Origin of the sequence: Martelella lutilitoris (assembly GCF_005924265.1) — a bacterium.
GTDB lineage: Bacteria > Pseudomonadota > Alphaproteobacteria > Rhizobiales > Rhizobiaceae > Martelella > Martelella lutilitoris.
Genome location: NZ_VCLB01000010.1, coordinates 145,980 through 165,027, shown reverse-complemented (window position 1 = coordinate 165,027; position 19,048 = coordinate 145,980). Strand labels below are relative to the sequence as shown.

24 protein-coding genes are annotated in these 19,048 nt (G+C 58.4%); 8 read left to right on the top strand and 16 right to left on the bottom strand.

All coding sequences use genetic code 11. The annotated features are described in order from the left end of the window. The first annotated feature begins 74 nt into the window (after positions 1-74). The 4 genes from FF124_RS18225 to FF124_RS18210 all read left to right on the top strand — a co-directional run bounded on the left by FF124_RS18225 (position 75) and on the right by FF124_RS18210 (position 5,911). On the top strand, positions 75-632 hold the full coding sequence (locus FF124_RS18225; RefSeq protein ID WP_210237500.1) for a TRAP transporter small permease: 558 nt from the start codon (positions 75-77) through the stop codon (positions 630-632). Positions 633-646: 14 nt separating this feature from the next. Continuing rightward, entirely contained in the window at positions 647-1,957 is a 1,311-nt protein-coding gene (locus FF124_RS18220; RefSeq protein ID WP_210237499.1) for a TRAP transporter large permease, read from the top strand. 18 nt (positions 1,958-1,975) lie between these two features. Next, positions 1,976-4,351 carry a glycoside hydrolase family 31 protein gene (locus FF124_RS18215; protein WP_138749898.1) on the top strand — a complete coding sequence of 792 codons (2,376 nt, stop codon included), beginning with the start codon at positions 1,976-1,978 and terminating at the stop codon, positions 4,349-4,351. 99 nt (positions 4,352-4,450) lie between these two features. Then, the gene (locus tag FF124_RS18210; protein WP_138749897.1) at positions 4,451-5,911 is read left to right on the top strand and encodes a mannitol dehydrogenase family protein; all 1,461 of its coding nucleotides are present in this window, start codon (positions 4,451-4,453) and stop codon (positions 5,909-5,911) included. 252 nt (positions 5,912-6,163) lie between these two features. Here the strand turns inward: FF124_RS18210 and FF124_RS18205 are convergent, their stop codons facing one another. From FF124_RS18205 to FF124_RS20635, 3 genes are all read right to left on the bottom strand, one after another. Continuing rightward, entirely contained in the window at positions 6,164-7,198 is a 1,035-nt protein-coding gene (locus tag FF124_RS18205) for a tyrosine-type recombinase/integrase (protein WP_138749896.1), read from the bottom strand. Between the two features lie 338 nt (positions 7,199-7,536). Further along, positions 7,537-7,725, bottom strand: a complete 189-nt coding sequence (locus tag FF124_RS20640) for a hypothetical protein (RefSeq protein ID WP_024707758.1) — start codon at positions 7,723-7,725, stop codon at positions 7,537-7,539. Positions 7,726-7,739: 14 nt separating this feature from the next. Next, on the bottom strand, positions 7,740-7,901 hold the full coding sequence (locus FF124_RS20635; protein ID WP_187326998.1) for a hypothetical protein: 162 nt from the start codon (positions 7,899-7,901) through the stop codon (positions 7,740-7,742). 122 nt (positions 7,902-8,023) lie between these two features. Here FF124_RS20635 and FF124_RS18195 point away from each other — a divergent pair, with 122 nt between their 5' ends. The 3 genes from FF124_RS18195 to FF124_RS21075 are packed head-to-tail and all read left to right on the top strand — an operon-like array spanning position 8,024 to position 10,110. Continuing rightward, positions 8,024-8,566, top strand: coding sequence for an Arc family DNA-binding protein (locus FF124_RS18195; protein ID WP_210237498.1), 543 nt, complete (start codon positions 8,024-8,026; stop codon positions 8,564-8,566). 28 nt (positions 8,567-8,594) lie between these two features. After that, complete coding sequence (locus FF124_RS18190) at positions 8,595-9,587, top strand: P63C domain-containing protein (protein ID WP_138749894.1); 993 nt, start codon at positions 8,595-8,597, stop codon at positions 9,585-9,587. A 40-nt stretch (positions 9,588-9,627) separates the two neighbouring features. Next, entirely contained in the window at positions 9,628-10,110 is a 483-nt protein-coding gene (locus FF124_RS21075) for a super-infection exclusion protein B (protein WP_138749893.1), read from the top strand. Positions 10,111-11,275: 1,165 nt separating this feature from the next. Here the strand turns inward: FF124_RS21075 and FF124_RS18180 are convergent. Genes FF124_RS18180 through FF124_RS18170 form a run of 3 tightly spaced genes read right to left on the bottom strand, consistent with a single transcriptional unit; the run spans position 11,276 to position 13,142 of the window. Continuing rightward, positions 11,276-11,635, bottom strand: a complete 360-nt coding sequence (locus tag FF124_RS18180; protein ID WP_138749892.1) for a phage tail assembly chaperone — start codon at positions 11,633-11,635, stop codon at positions 11,276-11,278. After that, entirely contained in the window at positions 11,632-11,979 is a 348-nt protein-coding gene (locus tag FF124_RS18175) for a phage tail protein (protein ID WP_138749891.1), read from the bottom strand. The genes FF124_RS18180 and FF124_RS18175 overlap by 4 nt, the downstream gene beginning before the upstream one ends. Next, the gene (locus tag FF124_RS18170; protein WP_138749890.1) at positions 11,979-13,142 is read right to left on the bottom strand and encodes a hypothetical protein; all 1,164 of its coding nucleotides are present in this window, start codon (positions 13,140-13,142) and stop codon (positions 11,979-11,981) included. Before FF124_RS18170 ends, FF124_RS18175 begins: the two co-directional genes overlap by 1 nt. Between FF124_RS18170 and FF124_RS18165 the strand changes: the two genes are divergently transcribed. Then, on the top strand, positions 13,098-13,910 hold the full coding sequence (locus FF124_RS18165) for a hypothetical protein (protein WP_138749889.1): 813 nt from the start codon (positions 13,098-13,100) through the stop codon (positions 13,908-13,910). The genes FF124_RS18170 and FF124_RS18165 overlap by 45 nt on opposite strands. Here FF124_RS18165 and FF124_RS18160 read toward each other — a convergent pair. From FF124_RS18160 to FF124_RS18115, 10 genes are all read right to left on the bottom strand, one after another. After that, the gene (locus FF124_RS18160; RefSeq protein WP_138749972.1) at positions 13,868-15,487 is read right to left on the bottom strand and encodes a terminase large subunit; all 1,620 of its coding nucleotides are present in this window, start codon (positions 15,485-15,487) and stop codon (positions 13,868-13,870) included. The genes FF124_RS18165 and FF124_RS18160 overlap by 43 nt on opposite strands. After that, complete coding sequence (locus tag FF124_RS18155) at positions 15,459-15,875, bottom strand: phage terminase small subunit P27 family (protein ID WP_138749888.1); 417 nt, start codon at positions 15,873-15,875, stop codon at positions 15,459-15,461. Before FF124_RS18155 ends, FF124_RS18160 begins: the two co-directional genes overlap by 29 nt. Continuing rightward, the gene (locus FF124_RS18150; RefSeq protein WP_138749887.1) at positions 15,872-16,201 is read right to left on the bottom strand and encodes a head-tail adaptor protein; all 330 of its coding nucleotides are present in this window, start codon (positions 16,199-16,201) and stop codon (positions 15,872-15,874) included. Before FF124_RS18150 ends, FF124_RS18155 begins: the two co-directional genes overlap by 4 nt. Next, positions 16,198-16,608, bottom strand: a complete 411-nt coding sequence (locus tag FF124_RS18145; RefSeq protein ID WP_138749886.1) for a DUF3168 domain-containing protein — start codon at positions 16,606-16,608, stop codon at positions 16,198-16,200. Before FF124_RS18145 ends, FF124_RS18150 begins: the two co-directional genes overlap by 4 nt. Beyond that, on the bottom strand, positions 16,608-17,024 hold the full coding sequence (locus FF124_RS18140) for an HK97-gp10 family putative phage morphogenesis protein (protein ID WP_024706305.1): 417 nt from the start codon (positions 17,022-17,024) through the stop codon (positions 16,608-16,610). The genes FF124_RS18145 and FF124_RS18140 overlap by 1 nt, the downstream gene beginning before the upstream one ends. A 1-nt stretch (position 17,025) precedes the next feature. Beyond that, positions 17,026-17,334, bottom strand: a complete 309-nt coding sequence (locus FF124_RS18135) for a head-tail connector protein (protein ID WP_138749885.1) — start codon at positions 17,332-17,334, stop codon at positions 17,026-17,028. Positions 17,335-17,540: 206 nt separating this feature from the next. Then, positions 17,541-18,032: a hypothetical protein gene (locus tag FF124_RS18130; RefSeq protein WP_024708560.1), complete on the bottom strand. Its 492-nt coding sequence runs from the start codon at positions 18,030-18,032 to the stop codon at positions 17,541-17,543. A 9-nt stretch (positions 18,033-18,041) separates the two neighbouring features. Further along, positions 18,042-18,389 carry an HNH endonuclease signature motif containing protein gene (locus FF124_RS18125; protein ID WP_187326997.1) on the bottom strand — a complete coding sequence of 116 codons (348 nt, stop codon included), beginning with the start codon at positions 18,387-18,389 and terminating at the stop codon, positions 18,042-18,044. A 4-nt stretch (positions 18,390-18,393) separates the two neighbouring features. Continuing rightward, positions 18,394-18,657 (bottom strand): spike base protein, RCAP_Rcc01079 family, encoded by a 264-nt coding sequence (locus FF124_RS18120; RefSeq protein ID WP_246072530.1) that lies wholly within the window; start codon positions 18,655-18,657, stop codon positions 18,394-18,396. 1 nt (position 18,658) lies between these two features. Further along, the gene (locus FF124_RS18115; protein WP_138749884.1) at positions 18,659-19,039 is read right to left on the bottom strand and encodes a hypothetical protein; all 381 of its coding nucleotides are present in this window, start codon (positions 19,037-19,039) and stop codon (positions 18,659-18,661) included. Positions 19,040-19,048 lie beyond the last annotated feature (9 nt).

The window sequence follows — 19,048 nt, the reverse complement described above, 5'->3', positions numbered from 1 at the left end:
GGTTCATGCTTCAACCATCGGCCAAAGGTATCAACCAAAAGGCCGCACAAAGAACTCGCTCAAGGGAGGGTCGGATGTCCGAACAAGGAAAACCCGACACGATCAGCCGTCTCGTCGACGGCCTTGCCAATATGATCGACGCCGTCCTGCGCGTCATTATCGTCGCCGGCTTCTCCGGCATGGTCGTCTGCGTGGTGTGGCAGGTCATGAGCCGCTACATCCTGCGCGCGCCGTCCATCTATACCGACGAAATCGCCCGTTTCCTGTTCATCTGGATGGCGCTGATCGGCGGCGCCTACACCTTCGGCAAAGGTCGCCACCTCGCCATCGAGATCCTGGCGCCGGCGCTTTCGGGCTGGCGCAAGCAGCTTGCCCAGCTTCTGGTCGTCGCCGTCATCGCCTTCTTTGCCATCGCGGTCATGATCAATGGCGGCGGCGCGCTCGTTGGCCGCACGCTTGCAAACGGCCAGGTCTCACCCGCCCTGCAGATGCCGATGGGCTACATCTACATCGCCATTCCGGTCTCCGGCGCCGTCATTCTCTTCTACTGCCTGCAGATGGCCATCCGCCTTTTCGCCGGCAAGACGCCCGTTGAAGCCCCGCCCGCCGAAGCCGGCGGACCTCTGAACTAAGGGGAGTTCCTTTCATGCTTATGTCCTACGCCCCGCTGGTCCTGTTCGGCAGTTTCATCCTGCTGATGGTTCTCGGCGTTCCGATCGCCTTCGCCATCGGCGTTTCGGCTGCCGTCACCTTCGCGCTCTTCGTCGGCATCGACCAGTCCTTCTTCATCGTCGCCCAGCAGATGTCCTCTGGCCTCGACTCATTCACCCTCCTGGCGATCCCCTTCTTCATCCTGGCCGGCAATATCATGAACCGCGGCGGCATTGCCCGCCGGCTCATCGATTTCGCCAAGGTGCTCGGCTTCGCCCTTCCCGGCTCGCTCGCCCATGTGAACGTGCTGGCCAACATGATGTTCGGCGCGCTTTCGGGTTCGGCCGTAGCCTCCGCGGCTGCCGTCGGCGGCGTCATGGCGCCGCTGCAGAAGAAGGAAGGGTATGACCCGGCCTATTCGGCCGCCGTCAACATCTCGTCCTGCACGACCGGCCTCCTGATCCCGCCGAGCTCGACCTTCATCGTCTTTTCGCTGATTTCAGGCGGCACCTCGGTCGCGGCCCTCTTCGTGGCCGGCTATGTGCCCGGCATCCTGATGGGCCTCGGCATCATGATCGTCGCCGGTATCATCGCCAAGAAGCGCGGCTACCCGACCCAGCCCCGCCCGACCGCCGGCGAATTCGTCAGGAAGGGCCTCGACGCGCTCCTGCCGCTCGGTCTGATCGTCGTCGTCATGGGCGGCATCATCGGCGGCATCTTCACCGCCACCGAAGCCTCGGCGATTGCCGTCGTCTATACCCTGCTTCTGGCTTTCGTCTGGTATCGTGAAACCTCGATCAAGCAGCTTCCCTCGATCATCCTCGAATCGGCGATCACCACCGCCGTGGTCCTGCTGATGATCGGCTGCTCGATCGCGATGTCGCGCGCCATGGCCTTCGGCAACATTCCGAACATGATCTCCGATTTCATGCTCGGCCTGTCGGACAACCCGATCCTGATTCTTTTGATCCTGAACGTCGTCCTTCTTGTCGTCGGCACCTTCATGGACATGACACCGGCGCTTCTGATCTTCACCCCGATCCTGATGCCGGTGGTTCAGCAGCTTGGCATGGATCCGGTCCAGTTCGGCGTGATGATGACGCTCAACCTCTGCGTCGGCATCTGCACGCCGCCTGTCGGATCAGCCCTCTTCATCGGCTGCTCGGTCGGCGGCACCACGATCCCGAAGGTGATCAAGCCTTTGATCCCCTTCTTCCTCACCCTGATCGCGGTCCTGATGCTCGTCACCTATGTCCCCGCAATCAGCCTCGGCCTGCCGCGCCTGCTTCTGGGTTACGGCGGCTAACGAAACGGGAATACTGAAATGCGTACCCTCAAGAACTGGGCGCTTGACGCGCGTGACGCCAATGGCGTCACGCTCACCGTCGACGGCTCCCACACCCTGAAAATCACCGTTCTCGAAGAAACCCTCTTCCGCGTCTCGCTGAAAAAGTCCGGCGACTGGCGGCTCGACCGCACCTGGTCGATCGCGCCGGAAGAGGACGTGCCCTTCGAAGGCCGTTCCCGCGATGACCTTTCCGGCTTCTCCCTGCCTGAATTTTCCTGCACCGAAGGCGAAGCGCTCACCCTCGAGACCGCCGCCCTCAGACTCACCGTCGAAAACCCGCTGACCATGCGCTGGGAAGCGAAACAGGCCGACGGCACATGGAAGCTGGTTGCCGAGGAGCGCCCGACCGGCGCCTACATGCTCGGCATTCGCGACCATCGCAACAGCCATTTCCTCCTCAGGAAACCCGGCGAGAAGGTCTACGGCCTCGGCGAGAAGGCGGGCGATCTCGAACGCTCCGGCCGCCGCTACGAGATGCGCAATCTTGACGCCATGGGCTATAACGCCAAGACCACCGATCCGCTCTACAAGCACCTGCCCGTCACCTTCACCGTGACGCCGGACGCCGGCTGTTTCTCGGTGTTCTACGACAATCTCGCTTCCTGCTGGTTCGATCTCGGCAACGAGTTCGACAATTACCACAAGCCCTTCCGCGCCTATCGCGCGCTCGATGGCGATCTCGATTACTACTTCGCCTTTGCGCCGGAGATGCTGGATCTGGTGAAGGGCCATACGCGGCTGACCGGCGGCACGGCCTTCATGCCGCGCTGGGCGCTCGGCTATTCCGGCTCGACCATGGCCTATACCGACCGGCCCAATGCGCAGGAGGAGCTGGAAGGCTTCCTCACCAGGCTCTCCGAACACGACATTCCCTGCGACAGTTTCCAGATGTCGTCCGGCTACACCTCGATCGGCCCGAAGCGCTATGTCTTCAACTGGAATTATGAAAAATTCCCGGACGTCGAAGGCATGACGAAAAAGTTCGCCGATGCCGAACTGACGCTGATTGCCAATATCAAGCCGGCGCTGCTGCAGGACCATCCCCGCTTCAACGAGGCGCTCGATGCCGGCCTGTTCATCACCGACAGCGAGACCAATTCCTATGCGGATGCCGTCTACTGGGATGATTCGGGCGCCCATCTCGATTTCACCAATCCGGCCTCCGTCGCCTGGTGGCAGAAGGGCGTGACGGAACAACTGCTGAAGAAGGGCATTGCCTGCACCTGGAACGACAACAACGAGTATGAGATCTGGGATGACGAGGCCCGTTGCAACGGCTTCGGCAAGGAAATCCCGGTCGCGCTCATCCGGCCGCTGCATTCGCTGCTGATGAGCCGCGCGTCGAAGGAAGCGCAGGAAGCCTTCGATCCCGATCACCGGCAATATCTGATCTCGCGCGCGGGCTGCCCCGGCATCCAGCGCTATGCCCAGACCTGGTCCGGCGACAACTACACCCGCTGGGAAACGGTGCGCTACAATATCCGCATGGGTCTCTCCATGTCGCTCTCCGGCATCTACAATGTCGGCCACGATGTCGGCGGTTTTTCCGGCCCGAAGCCGGAGCCGGAACTCTTCGTCCGCTGGGTGCAGAACGGCATTTTCCACCCGCGCTTCACCATCCATTCGTGGAATGATGACGGCACGGCCAATGAAGCCTGGATGTATCCGGAGGTTCTGCCGCTGATCCGCGAGGCGCTTGCCTTCCGCTACCGGTTGACGCCTTATCTCTACACGCTGACCTGGCTTGCCAGCACAAAAGACGAGCCGATGCTGCGACCGACCTTCCTCGACCATCCGCATGATGCGCGCACCTTCGAGGAAACCGACGACTTCATGCTCGGGCGTGACCTTCTGGTTGCCAATGTGGTCGACGAGGGTGCTGCCGAGCGAACGGTCTACCTGCCGAAGAATGAAACCGGATGGTGGGACTTCTGGTCGGGCGAATATCATGCGCCCGGAACGGAGGTGACGCTGCCGGTTAACCTTGCCAGCATGCCGCTTTTTGTCCGCGCCGGTGCGGTGATCCCGCTCTCGGACGGCGCAAGCCGCGCCAATGCCAAGGTCGACAGGGCGCGCACGCTCGCCGTTTTCCCTGTTCCGGGCGCGTTTTCCGCCGAGACGATCGAGTATGAAGATGACGGCGACACCGTCAACTGGCGCGAAACCGCAGGCCACAGCCTGACGCATTACGCCCTTGCCGGCGATGACGCCGGCCTCACCCTCACCTGGCAGCGCGAAGGCGACTACAAGCCGCCCTACGAGACTGTCCGGATACTCCTGCCCGAAGGCGAAGGACGCAAGATTGCCGCAAACGGCATGGCCGACGCCAACGGCAAGACTGTCGGCCGCTGACCGGCACTTCGGGAGAGCTCAGGCTCTCCCGCTTTTTATTCACACACCCCATTGCCGTCGGCGCCAGCCCAAATGCGCCGTTTTACGGAAGGAACCGCCATGTCCTCCAATCCGCTCCTTGATCACGCAAAACCCGATGTCCTCCGTCCGGACTACGACCGCTCAAAGGTCGAAGCCCGCATGTGCCATATCGGTTTCGGCGCCTTTCACCGCGCCCATCAGGCCGTCTATACCGATGACGTTCTGCGCGCCGGCGGCACCTGGGGCTATCGCGAGATCGAACTGAGAGGTCCGTCCGCGCCGCTAAAGGCGCTCGCCGAGCGCAACTATCTTTACAGCGTCGTCGAAAATGCCGCCGACGGGCAGAAGGCGCGTATCTCCGGCGCGGTCGTGGATCATCGCCACATGGAAGACTGCGGCCCCGAGGGCATCATCGCCGCCATTGCCGACGACAAGATCGCGCTTGTTTCCATCACCGTCACGGAAAAGGGCTATACGCTCGGCGCTGATGGGGGCCTTGATTTCGACAATCCTGCGATCAAGGCCGATCTCGAAAACCCCGATCAACCGCGCTCGGTCGTCGGTACGCTGGTGGCGGCCCTTGCCGCCCGCAAACAGGCCGGGCAGAAGCCCTTCACCGTGCTTTCCTGCGACAACCTGCCTTCCAACGGCAAGCTTGCCCGCCGCGCGGTGATCGACTTTGCCCGCGCCCGCGACAGGGATCTCGCCGACTGGATCGAGGAGCATGGCCGCTTCCCTTCGACCATGGTCGACCGCATTGTTCCGGCGATGACCGAGGAAAGCTATCGGCTCCTTGCCGAACGGATCGGCACCGAGGATCCCGCAGGCATCGTCTGCGAGCCCTTCCGCCAATGGGTGATCGAGGATGATTTCGTTTCCGGCCGCCCGGACTGGGACCGCGCCGGCGCGACCTTCACCGATGATGTCGCCCCTTACGAGAACATGAAGCTCCGCATGCTGAACGGCTCGCATTCCTTCCTCGCCTATCTCGGCTATCTCGGCGGCTATGAAACCATTGCCGAATGCATGCAGGACCCGGCCTATCGAAAGGCCGCCCGCGACCTGATGGGCAAGGAGCAGATCCCGACGCTCAAAGCACCTGACGGAATCGACCTCGACGCATACGCCGACGCTCTGATCACGCGCTTCGAAAACCCCGCAATTCGCCACCGCACCTGGCAGATCGCCATGGATGGCAGCCAGAAACTGCCGCAGCGCGCGCTGGAATCAATCGCCCATCATCTGAAGAACGGAACCCCGTGCCCCCGCCTTACCCTGCTGGTCGCAGGCTGGATCCGCTATGTCGCCGGCACGGATGACAAGGGGGCGCCGATCGATGTGCGCGACCCGATGGCGGACAGGCTGAAGACGCTCGCCAATGGCGGGTCATCGCGCGAGAAGGTCGAGCGCATCCTCTCAGGCTCCGGCATTTTTCCAGCCGCGCTCAGGGAAAGCGTCGGCTTCAAGGAAAGCCTCGCCGAAAACCTCGAAGGCCTCGGCAAGATCGGCGCCCGGAAGATGGTTGCGGAACTCCGATAGAATTTTCGGACAATAGCAGTCTTGGAAGAAGAGGCCGTTTCGGTGTTATACCGGAACGGCCTTTGTCTTTTGCTCTCTGACGCAATAGCACCACGCATCGCATCGATCGATGAAAATCGAGAATGAGCCCAAAACGCCACAGATCGAAAGCGTTCGCTGTTCTCAAAAGAGAAAAATCGAGTGAAATGGTGCTGCTAGAGAGATTTGAACTCTCGGCCTCTCCCTTACCAAGGTTGCGGGCGTCATATCCTATCACTTTGTTTTCCTTTTGGTATTTTCATTTCCACCTTCCAAGTCCCCGGATTTCTCCCATGGAAGGGCATTAATTGAGGCCGAATAATTGGCTACATTGACGTGCGCGTAACGCAAAACCATACGTTCCGATTTCCACCCTCCGAGCTTCTGAAGAGCGATCAGATCGCGATTCGCGGCATAGTGCCAAGTGGCCCAGGTATGGCGGCAGTCGTGCGGCGTAAAATCGGAAATCCCGGCGCGGCGGCAGGCACCTTTGAACGCCGTTTTGATTTGCCCGCCGCTTTCTTCCTTGACCTCGTAGGGCCTTCCGTCCGGGCGACGAAAGACCGGGCCGTCCCGATATTCAAGATTGGCGAGCGCCGACAAAACACGAGGATGAAGCGGTACGCCTCTATCCTCGCCGTTCTTCGTGTCCTCAAAAGAAACATGCGCCCTCGCCAGATCGATATTGCGCCAGTCCAGATACAGCGCTTCAGAACAGCGCGCGCCGGTATATAGAAGGAAGATAACGAGCGGCTTCAGGTGTGAAGAGCAAGCCGCAATCAGCCTTTCGGCCTCTTCCGGCGCAAGCCACCGCACCCGACCGGGCGCTTGTTTGGGCCTCTCGAAAAGCACACGCTCGCAAAGCCCCCTCTTCGCCGCGAAAGTCATCACGGCAGAAACCGGCGTGTAAACCTGCCGATTGCGCGTTGCCGGGCTTCCCTTCGGATGAAGCTTAATCGCGGCCCGATCAACCGCGTCTTGATCGATCTTGCTAAGAGGCGTCGTGCCGAAATGGTTTGCGACAGGGCCGGTGAAGCGGGTTTCCCCTCCCGCTTCCATGTATTTGACTGCCGCTTCTAGGAAAGTCGCCGTCTTGCGCTTTCCATGGATACTACGGTCGAGGATTTCCGCCTCGCGCCGTATCCGGATTTCTTCCGCCCTTTCCCAGACGTCAGTTCCCGTAGTTTCGTCCACTGTGACGCCACGGATGGTGCCGCGCAGGTACCAGTTTTTGCTTCCGTTGCGTTTGCAGGTTTTGAGGGGTGACATGGCAACGCCTCCAAGAGTGCGGACACATCGGTGTCGGTGAAAATCTTCCGACGCCCGATCTGACGATAGAAGGGATGCGCCTTCAGGTGTTCCTGAAGTGTACGCCTCGAAACATGCAGGGCGCAGGCAACTTCATCCATCGTATATGTTTTGGGCAGGCCCATCACACCGCGCCCCGCCTTTTCTTTAGCCTGCGAAGCGCTATCCGGTCCATCCGTATTGGGGAAGTGCGGCCTCCGACCTTATAGGCATCAATCGTGCCCTTGGCATACATGCGACGGACTGTCTTTTCCGAGCAGCCCAATTCACACGCGATTTCGTTGATCCCCAACGGGCGGTCAGTTTTCCGCATTCTCCCCCTCCAACTCAATCTTGATCTTTTCGACATAGGATTGGGCAACGCGGATCGATCCCGCCAGCAATGCGACCCGGATCGCCAGATCGCCTTCCGCCGCTTCGCCAATTGATTTTGCCGTATCGAGAATGGCCGAAAGCAAAATCGACGCACCATCGGCCTCAATCGCCATTTGTTCCCGGCTCATCAGCGCACCACCTGATTTTCGGTTGCTTCCAGCCCCTTATAGATAAGCTGGCGCACCGTATCGGACCGTGACGGCATTCGGCGCGTAAAGCGGATATCATCGATCTTTTCGAGCACAGTGGCATCCACCATCAATTGCAGGCGTTCGGATTTTCGTTCCATATCAAGACCTCGCGGCTGTTAACTTCCTGTTAGCCAGAAGTCGCTCTTCCGCGTGAAGATGGCCACTGGCTACTATATAGCTAATAGTCAGTGATCGGTCCATGTCAATGACGATATGGCCATTGGCTATCATTTCTTTAATGGCTAATGGCCGCTATGGATTCCAAATGGCACCTAAAACAAACGATAAGCAACGTCAGTCAAATCAAGCGGACTACTTCCCTAGCCGCGAATTGGACAAGTACGTCCTCCGTATGCCCGACGGCTTGCGAGATCGCATCAAGCGCGTCGCGGAAGAGAATGGGCGTTCAATGAATGCCGAAATGATCGCCCGCCTCGAAGGCTCTTTGGAGCAGGACGAAGTCAGCAAGATCACGAAGGAAGACGTTGAGCACGCCTTGGCGATAGCGCGCGGCGCTGAAGCAAACGAACGCCTTTTGGCTTCTCTTACCGCCGCATCAGAGAGACTAGAAGCGGCGACCCGGCGCCATCTTTCACTTCAGTCACGTTCTGTCGCTTCTATCGGAACAACGATTGAAGCTTTCATCAGCGCAGTAAAACAAGAAGCAGGGGAACTCTCGCCAGAAGTCACCGCCATGGGACGAGTCCTTGTTGCCAATACTCTCAAAGTTGCTCATGATCTGGAATCAATGGCCAACAAATAGGGCTTTATTGATATAGGAAGGCGAGTGAATGGCAGACGAAGGCGACAAATCGCAGGCGGCGGAAAGCCAGAGCTTCGGGGAACCGAGTGTTAATCTTGCTGGTACCGCTGACACAGGAGAAAAAGTGCTAGATGCTGTTTACAGCGGTCAACTGCCGATTGGCGAAATCGAGCTTGACTGTGCTGTTCTTGATGGAGGCGTGCGCGTCTTGTCTGAGCGCGCTGTTCACCGCGCTTTTGGCAGCAAGCGGGGCGGCTCGCATTGGAAGCGAATGCGTGAAACCGAGGACGGCGCCAATCTGCCGTCTTTTTTGTCTGCAAAGAACTATTCCCCCTTTATTTCCAATAACTTGAGGGTGGCGCTAAAGGAGCCGGTCTTGTACCGGGTAAACCCCGGCGCTACGCCTGCTCATGGAATAAAAGCGGAGCTCCTGCCGGAAATCTGCGGCGTCTTCTTGTCGGCAAGGCGCTCAGGCGAATTGCACTTCTCCCAGGAGCATTTGGCAATCCAAGCTGAAGTGTTGATGGAGGCTTTCGCGAAAGTCGGCATCATCGCATTAATCGATGAGGCTACAGGCTATCAACGTGATCGCTCGCACGACGCTTTGCGCCTTCTGCTTTCCAAGTACATCGCGCAGGGCCTGCAAAAATGGCTCAAGACATTTCCCGATGCGTTTTTCGCTGAACTCGACCGCCTGTATAACAACGATACAAGCCACGGAAAGCGCCCTCAATATTATGGAACATTCATTAATAAGTATGTCTATGATCCCATTGAAAATGGGTATGTAAAGCGGGAGCTGGATAAGCTCAATATCACTGACGAGGGGCGGCGCCGCGCTAGATTTCACCAATGGCTCAGCGAAGACGGCAGAAATATGCTCATTCATCAGATTGGGCGCGTTCAAGGTCTCATGGAGATGTGTAGCGACATTGAGCATTTCAGGAACACTGCCAAGAGGCAGCGCAATGTATCTATCGCACCCTACCTATTCGATGACATGAATAAGATAATTGAATAGAAATCCTTAATACACGAATAGCGCGCTAAGGATAATAGAGATGCCATCCCTTAAAGACTTTGTTACCGCAATGAGCGTCGGGTGGCCTATTGCACTTGCGGCCCTAATAGGATCATCGTTGGTCTTAGTCGCGCCCGAAATCGGTATACCCTTCGCCCCAGTTTTACCAACTTGGGTCAATAACATACTCTTCGTAATCTCCGCATTTTCCTTTTCTATAGTGATTGCGCAGTTATTTGTTTTTGTGTTTATGTTGGTTAGAAACGCTATAGCAAATCGGCGCCTAAAATCATTTTTCTCTCAAGAGATTTCAGATTTATCGGATGACGAAAGATATATCCTTAAGTATTTCCTAGAGCGAAACGAGCGAGCCTTCACAGCCAGAGTTATAGATGAGAAAATTGCCCCTCTTGTAGAAAGGGGAATAATTATTAAAGCTTACGGACAGCACTCCGTGCTAGACTGGCCTTATCAAATACATCCTATAGCTTGGAAAATAATGAAGAAGAACCCTAAATTCTAATATTACTATTTTAACGTATATCAAGATAACATAAACAAGCTATCGAATACTTCTTTCGTCATTGAACCCAACTCGGGAGCCGGCAGTCTGACAATATTCGGATCGGCCAGCGCCTTCTTCCTCGCTCTCTGCCGCATCTTGTAGGCACGGGTCTTGCAAGTGCTGGAACAATGTATGGCTCTCGGGTTTGTTGCCGTGAATTCGATGTTGCACATCTGGCACGTACGAACCTGAAAGAACGGCTCCTTCGCCGAAGCCTGCCTTTTCTCAGCGTCACGTTTGATACCCGCCTTTTTTCGGCATACCTCAGAACAGTAGATCGCCGTTTCGACTTTCGGCGTGAACTCTGTTCCGCATTCTTTGCAGTGTCGGTTCAAATCAGCGAGCTTTTCCGCTCGCACCATTGAACTCAGTTTTCCGCTGCACTCCATTGAGCAGCATCTATGGCCTTGATAGCGGGGTTGGAAAACAGAACCGCATACAGCGCAAGGCTTTTCGTGGTGAATTCTGACTGAGGCCCCGAGGCAAGCCGCCGAACAAAACCTCACCTTCGCATGCAGCGGATGAAAGGTCTTGCCGCATTGCGCGCACTCAATAGGCGCGTGATTGTGCCTCGTGATCATGCGTTGTGCCGCGACAATAACACGGTCTTGGTGGCGTTTGTCTGAACCTGCTCTATCATTCAAAGTCGCCCGTGCGCACTCGACGGAACAAAACCTTCCGTGCGCTCCGTCCATCGAACCGCCACAACGCGCGCAATAGTCCTTGCTGACAGAGTAGTACTTCTGGCCCTCCTCCCACAGAGGCCGCTTTGCGCCAAGTGTTTTTAGGGCCTCTTCGACAAGCAAAGCCGCCTCTGCATCCGCGTCAGCCCAGCCATGGCCTTGAAGACACAAGGCAGAGCGAACACCATGGCGGCATGACGCTTCATACTGGAACTTAGATAGATAGTAGCCGTCCAAGATCGTTGCCAATCTGCCAACGGCGGCTTTCCGCTTGTCGTGGCTCAGGAGCCTCTTTCGCTTCTTTTCAACGAGCCTTCTCTTAGGTTCTTCCCCGGCGTACCCCGCGCGCGCTCGCCCTGTATATTTGAACCTAAATGCAAGCCATTCCTTCAGCTGGAATAACCCAATTTCGGAGGGATGCGTCAATCTCTTCATTGTCTTCACTCGAATATCGCGTCGAAGAGTGTGGCCGTCATCGGCCGGGTGCTGCGCGCCGGTTGCATCCCTTTGTTTCGGGCCGAAGCATTGGCACCAGATGAACTACAAGCCAAAAACACCTGATCCATAGCCGCGATAATACCGACGTGATCGGCGCGGATCACCCACCCGGACAGGCGCGCATAGGCTTCGATTTCCGAATGGCTGATCGGGTTCGGCCCGGCCATGTGCCATGTTCGGCTACGGCTCAAATCCGCAAACCACTGCCAGATCAGTTGACCGGCTTCAGGGAACGGCCCTTTCGGCCCGCCCTCCAAGGACTGCCGAAGAAAGGTGCAAAGCTGCTGCTGAAGCATGCTCATAGGTCAAACACCTTCTCGATTTCAGCGCGCAGGCTGTCCACGCCATGACTGACAAAGCCACGGTCCCACTTCTTACAGCGGTAAAGCTGAGGTTCCCGGTCGCGGGGAGATTGCCATTCGAAGGCATGGAAGCCGCGACGGGACACAAAGAAGGTCTCAATCTGATCGGCCTGAGAAACTGTCAGGGCCGACCAAACCGCCTGCCATTTCGGGCGGATGCCGTTAAGCCCTGCTCCAGAGCGTTGAGAATATCCGTCTCCGAAATTCGACTCCAAGGTGACGGCCTCAGTCGAAACGGCGCTTTCGATGGAAGGGATAACGGGCGGTTCGAACTTGTCGGCCATTAAAACGGCCCTCCTGCCAGCATGCCGCGCGCGCGGCGATTTTCCTGCAAACGCTTGTCAACGATCCCTTCAAGCTCCCGGCGAACAGCCTTGCCGATCGCTGCCGCATCCGTGGGGTCTGTTCCTTCCGGCACACTGACATTGATGTTGCCGAAGCGGATATTGTTCACCACACCGCCGCTCGCCTGCCGCATGCCGCCAAGCTGGTGATTGGGGATGACCTGCGAGCCGCGGGGAAGGTTGACCAGTTCCGGCCCGCGCTCCCCGACCAGAGAAACGCCACCGGGCGCAAAGTTCGTGCCCGTCGCGTGGGCGGGAAGCAGGCTTGTCAGCAAGCCGCCGCCGAACAGTCCGGCCAGCGGTCCATCCCCGAAGAGCGCGGCTTGCGCTGCGGCTTCAGCAAGTTTGTTGATCATGTTGTCGAGGGCGGCATTGCCGGTTTCGATAACCGGGATGAAGGCCAGGAACGCATCAGAAGCGGTCTGCCGGAAAAAATCGGCTGTTTCCGAAGCTTGTTGCTGGGCCTCTTTCTGATCGTAAATCGCGCCGGTCAGTTCGGTGATTGCGACCTGTTCATCTTTGGTCGCAGCGGCTCCGGCACGGCGAAGGTTGTTGAAGATTTCCTTGTCGCGCTCCGCCATCCCAAGCGTTGCCTGTTCATCCTTCAGCGCCTGTATCAGGCGTTCCACGGCCCGCCTGTCCTGATCGGCAGAGCGGCCGCCGCCGCCACCGCCGCCGCCGCTTCCGCTGCCGGACGTCGTGACATTGACAGGAGGAAGAACCGTCGTGTCGCTATCGTACCCGGACGGGTAAAACCGGTCATTGAGAACCTGCGTGATTTCGGCATCCTGCCGGTTCTTCTCGTTAAGCTGCCGTTTGAGGTTGTTCAGGGTCCGCCGACGCGACTGATCGGTCATGTTCGGGTTGTTTTCGGTCTCAAGGATTTGATTTTCCAGCGAGACCCGTTCCCGCGCCAATTCGGACTGCTTGATTTCGAGGTTCTTCGTGCTCCGGTTCTCAAAGTCCCGGAAGGTATCGAGGAAAGAGGCAAGGGCCGATGCCGCGTTGACGATGGCGGACTTGAGCGCGGTTTCGACGGTATCCGCGACGATCCCGAATTGACGATCAAGCTCCGCTGCCTTGTCGATCAACTCTTCGTCCATGATCACGCCAAGGTCGTTGGCGGTCCCGATCATCCGGCGAATGCCCTCTTCGCCTTCATCGATCAGTTTCACGAATTCCTCGCCGCCCGTGCCGCCGAAGATTTCATCGGCAACGCGGATTTGCGCCGCACTGTCGAGTTGCTGAAGCCGCCCGATAATCTCGGCAAACAGCGCGGACGGGTTTTGCAGCTTTTGAGCCAAGGTGTCGGCATCATAGCCAAGCCGCCTGAAGGCTTCCGCTGCCGATCCGCTCTTGCCCTTCGTGAAGATGAATTCATCGGCGCGAAGGTTCATCTCCTTCAGCCCGTCCGTAAGGGCGCTGACGCTGATACGGTTGCGCTCGGCAACAAATTGCAGTTCCTGAAACGAGCGAACATCGACACCGGCAATCTTCGCCTGATAGCCGACTTCGGCAACGCTGCCCGCAACGTCGCGAACTTTCGAGACAATGGCGGTCAGCCCGCCGATTGTCAGGCCGCCGATAATGCCGCCCGCAAAGGCTTTGCCGAATGTGCCGATCTGCGCCGTCGTGCTTGCCAGCGCCTTGTTCATCGCCGTGGTCGAGCGGTTCATATCGTGCTGCATGTTCCGGGTTGCCGTCCGGGACGAACGGCGCATGCGGTCATAGTGCCTGTCAGCCGTCCGGCTGGCCTTCGCCATGTTCTTTTCAAGGTCGCGAATTCGCGCTTCGACCAAAACAAGCAGGCGCTCTTCGTCGCTCGCCATCAGAACCACCCCATTTCTTCTTCGAAGGTGTCGCTGTCGTAAATCGACATGGTGCTTTCCCCTGCCGCTGCCCGGCCAACAGCCATGGCACAGGCAACCGCGCCGTCGATCCGGTCTTTGCTCTTGCCCTTGTGAAAGGCCTTGTTGCCTGCCGCATCGACGTGAACCACGATGTTTTCAAAGTTCCAGCGCAGGACCGGGTGACCGCCATGGATCAGCCGTCGGCCCAAAATGGCGCGCTCAAGCTCTTTCACCGCCGGGGCCATGGTCACCCAGCCCTGCCGCATCTCGACGGCGGGAAAGCCGTCTTCCTGCAGGTTGTTCATGATGTTGCGGGCCATGTGCGGATCGAATGCGACTTCCTGCACATTGAAGCGGGCGCAAAGCTCTCTGATCTGATCTTCGACAACGCGGTAATCGACCACGTTTCCCGGCGTTGCCGTTATGTGCCCGGCTTCGGACCATTCGGGATAGGGAACACCGTCCCGATCCGCCCGACCGCGCAAATTGTCTTCCGGGCAGAAGAACCACGGATGGACGATATACCCGTCGCTCTGCTGCCATGCGGCGACAATCGCGGTCAGGTCATTGTTGGAAGATAGGTCAACGCCAAGCCAGCAAGGATACTCTTCAAGATCATCGATCTCGACGGGGAACGCGCCCTGATCGTAGACAAGCATGTCCACGAACGGATCCGATGAATGGTCGAGCCAGACATTCAGATGAAGCTGGCGGAAGGCTTCGCGCTCGCCGGGGCGCTCTTTCGCCTCGCGCGCCATCTGGCGCAGCCCTTCGATATCGGGAAAGCCGTCCTCAAGGCCGGGATTGGCCGCGTACCAGACATTTTCGTCTGTCCAGTCGGCCTCGCGCGGCGTTTCAAACAGGATCGGCAAGGTGCCGGGATCATCGACCTCGCCGCGCGCAACCTTGCGGGCATAGTCGTAAAAATCATAGGCAACGTTTTCCTGCCCGCGCCCGGCAGTGGAAATCACCATAAGAAGCGAACCCGGCACCTTCGTCAGGCCCGTGCGCACCACGTCCCAAAGATCGCGTTTCTTCCATGCGTGCAGTTCGTCCACGAGCGCAAACAGGGGCGTGCGTCCGTGCTGGGTTCCGGCATCGGCGGAAATCGCCTCAAGGAAGGCTGCTGTTTTGGAGACCGTCAGGCGGTTCTTCGAGTCGATCAGGCGCAGGCGCTTTTCGACGTGCGGGATGGCCCGGACAATGCCGATGGATTCGTCATAGGCAATGCGGGCCTGCTTGCGGTCGGACGCGGCAAAAATCGCCTCGCCGCCCGGTACGGCTTCAGGTCCCATCGTATGCAGAAGCCCGAGCGCCGCGCCAAGAGAGGTTTTGCGATTGCCGCGCGGCAGAAGCATCGCGACATTGCGCACGATGCGCCGTCCGTTTTCGTGGCAAGGCCCATAGATGCGCCGGACAATCCTTTCTTGCCAAGGCGTCAGGTCGAAAGCGCCGCCCGGAAGGCGAGATTTCGGGTGCCGAAGCGCGCGCAAAAACTGAACAGCGCGTTCTCCATAGCCGAAGGGGTCGGGAATGTCGGAACCGTCATAAATCCAGTTCGGGTAAGTGTCAGATGTTGAAAAGCGATGACTGCCCATCATCTTCGTCCTTTCCCGGCCCCATGCCGTCGCGTGCCCGTGAGGCGGGTGTCAGCCCAAGTTCCGCCGAAAGGCGGGTGATCTGCTGTTGCGCGCGTCCAAGAACCGTGCTCGCCGGGTTTTGCTTGAAGAAGCCGTCTTTCGTCGCGATCAGAACGCCGTGCTGGGCGATTGCATTCTTCGCTTCGCGCTGCATCCAGCGAGCAAGAATGTAGGTTTCGACCGTGCCCAACATGGCCTTGCTCAAAATCTGGCGTTCGACCAGATCGTCAGTAATCGCGGACCATTCATCGCGCATATCTTCCGGCAGGCTCTCCGGCATGGCTGGCGCGACCGTCAGGGCGTCATCCAGTTCACGGGGTTCAGCCTTCCGCCCGCGCGTGCTCATGCGGTCACCCCGTTTCCGGTCGAAATGCAGCGCAGTTCGAGGCCCTTGCGGCGTCCAATTTCCTTGATTTGGTTGATTTTGAAGATCAGGCCGTCATGAATGAGCCGGTCGGCATTTGTCAGCCCGTCGAGAAAACGCAGGCGAAACACGATGACGGTTTCGTCGCTCGCGCCGAAGTCCTTCAGCATCGCGGTCGTGCTGCCCTCAATCCGCTCCGCCGCAACCGTGTCAATTTCGGTCCAGGCGAAGCGCGGCGCACCGTACTCGTCCAGCGTTTCGGTATAGCGCTCAAGTCTGATTTCACGGTCGAGGCGTCCGGCTTTCATGGCGCGACCTCGACAAGGGCTTCAAGCGTGACAATGCCGTGGCAAAATTCGCCATCGGGATCGCGCACGAAATGCGTTGATGCCACCCGGCAATCGACACAGTGATAACCCGACTCCAGCACAAGGCGACGAATGGCGCATGCCGTTCGAATGACGGATGCAATCAGCTTGACGCCGGTCAGCGCCTCATCGCGCTTCCAGACATGGAGATTGGTAAAGATGCTCAGGCGGTTGCGAGCGATGCCGCCATTATCGAAGGTCTGGCCTTCGCCAATGATGATTGAAGGGTCGGGCGCTGGGCGCTGATTACGGTCGAGGATGTTTTCCTCCGGCACGAGCGCGGTCACCGATCCGCTTGTGGTCAGTCGGTCCCTGATTGCTTTTTGAAGGGCAAGTTCAGCGCTCATCACTTCCCCCAATGTTTGCGCACGGCTTTCGAAACGGCGCGCTTTGTGCGGTTCGTGATGCGCTTTTTGAGAAGCCGGACCGAAGGCCAGAAATACGGCTGGGCTTCAGTCTTCGACGTGCCGTATTCGACAAGGTGCGGATAGCGCACCTCTTCATTGCCGACTGTCACGGCAACGGCGTTTTCCGGCAGGGTCTTTGAACCGCCCGGCTGGGAATAAGCCGGGGTCTGTTCGCCCGGTCCCGTGACGGCAATGCTGTCCTTCAGGTCGCCGCTGTCTTCCGGCGCAAGCTGTTTCATCGTCGCCGCCAGTTCGTTGCCGGATTTGAGAAGATCGGGAGCAACTGCTTCGCGCACGTCTTTCGGGATCGCGTTAAGGCGCTTTTTCAGTCGGGAAATGCCGCCGTCGTCAGCCATGTCAGAAACTCCATTCCCGGTATTCGCGGATGATCTCGCGCAGGCCCAAAGGCATGGGCATCGCCGTGACGCCGATCAGGACGGCTTCGCGGTTTTCGTACCAATGGGCGGCAAGCTGCATCACTGCTTCAGCAAGCACGGGCGGAACCGGCTCCTGTCCCTCGCCGCCATAGCTCTCTTCGAGCCGGTACCCGAGAAGTCGCTCGATATGGTTCTGAGCAGCGGCGATCTTCTTCGAAATCAGATCGTCGTCGCGACCATAAGTCACATTCAGATGCGCCTTCATCTGATCGAGCGTCACGACTGTCATCGCATCAGTCCTTCTTGGTTGGGCAACTGTCAGCCGTGCTTTTCTGGCCTTGGGTGAGCGAGCTTTCCAAAACCGCAGAAAGACGATTCATCGCGTCAATGAGCCGTTCGATCTTGGTCTTTGCAGCGTCTCTTTGTGCGCACATCACGGGATTCCTTTGACTAGTATCAACTGCGTAAGCGAATATTTACGCGGTGGTTGAAAAATCAGTCTCCGGTTGCGGCCGCAATGCGTACGACATTGGAATTGACGCCAAGAGAGATGTTCAACTTCATGACGCTGTTCGCTTCATCGAAGGCTTCCGAAGCGCTCATGACCTTGGCGATGAAAATACGTTCGGAGGGGGTCGGCTTGATGCCGGTCGCCGGGGCGTCGTTGAGCACGAGGCGGAAAGCAAAATCGTGATCGCTCTTCTCGGCGGCAATGGCCGCCACCTGTCCCGCATCATCGTTGTCGATGCCGCAAACAACTTCCATCGTCCCGGCTGATCGGGTGCCCTTCAGCGTCTTCTGGCGCTTCGATCCGATAGGATTGAAGTTCACGGCTTCGGCGGTATCGCCAAGCGAACCGAGGTTTTCGAGGTTGGCGATCTCCGTCCAGTTCTCCGCATCGAAATCGGCCTCGACGAAATCGTCGTTCTTCTGGTTCTTGGTGCTGCCGATATAGAGTTTGGCACCTGCCGTTGCATAAAGGCCCATGGTTTCCTCTCAGGATTTGCGCCGCTCTTCGGACTGCTTGGCGCTGTTGTGGCAATGGTGGCAAAGGGGTTGCCAGTTGGTGCGGTCCCAAAAGAGCTGCTGATTGCCCTTGTGGGCCTTGATGTGATCGACCAGTTCGGAAGGCTCGCCGCAGCGGACGCAAACGGGATAGTCAGCAAGGAAGGCTTTGCTTTCTCTTTCCCATTGGCGGGTGTAGCCCCGCTGCCGGGCGCTTGGCCGTTTCCGGTCAAATCGGGCCTTCCGGGCCTTGCTTCGCGCGGCAACGAGACTGCATTGTTCGCCGCTCAGGTGCGTAAGGCCGCAATAGCCGCATACACGCGGCGATTTCGTCGGCATGCCTTCACCACCATCCGTAAAAGGTGCCCGTGGTGCCGGTCGCCAAGAGGCGAACCCCGCGAAAGGCGAGCACCGTTCCGGCTGTCATCGGATAGGCCAGATCAACGCCGTCTTCATCGCGGATGACCGCCGTGCCGTCTTCGGCGCAATAGATCGCGCGCGGGCGAACAGGCAGGTCTTCGGTATCGCTGGGCACAAGGGCAAGGTGGTGCTCGCCCATCGCATAGGACGCCATGGCATAACCGGCGAGAGGGTCGATCTGCGCCATGTCAGATCACCGGACGCTGGGCAGCGCTGCCCTTGATGACAACGGCGCTGATCGCAATCGACGTTCCGCCGTTCTTCGTGACGGCAATGCGCACATGACGGCGAAAGCCGCGATAGCCGACTTTGACGATGGCCGACGCTGCAAGCTTGTCGGGAAAGGCCCCGACAAGGTGATAGGGATCGACATCGTTGAAGTTCTCGCCGTCGTCGCTTTCCTGAAGCTTGGCCGTGAAATTGCCCGCTCCGGCAATCGCTCCGGTATTGAGGACGAGAACGGCACTGCCGAAGCCGATAAGGTCGATGGCCGCGCCGTTCGTGGTTGCTGCCAGAACGGCGGGTTCAAGCGCTGCCGCCACGCCGATATTGTTTGCAAGATCGCGCAAGGGATTGCT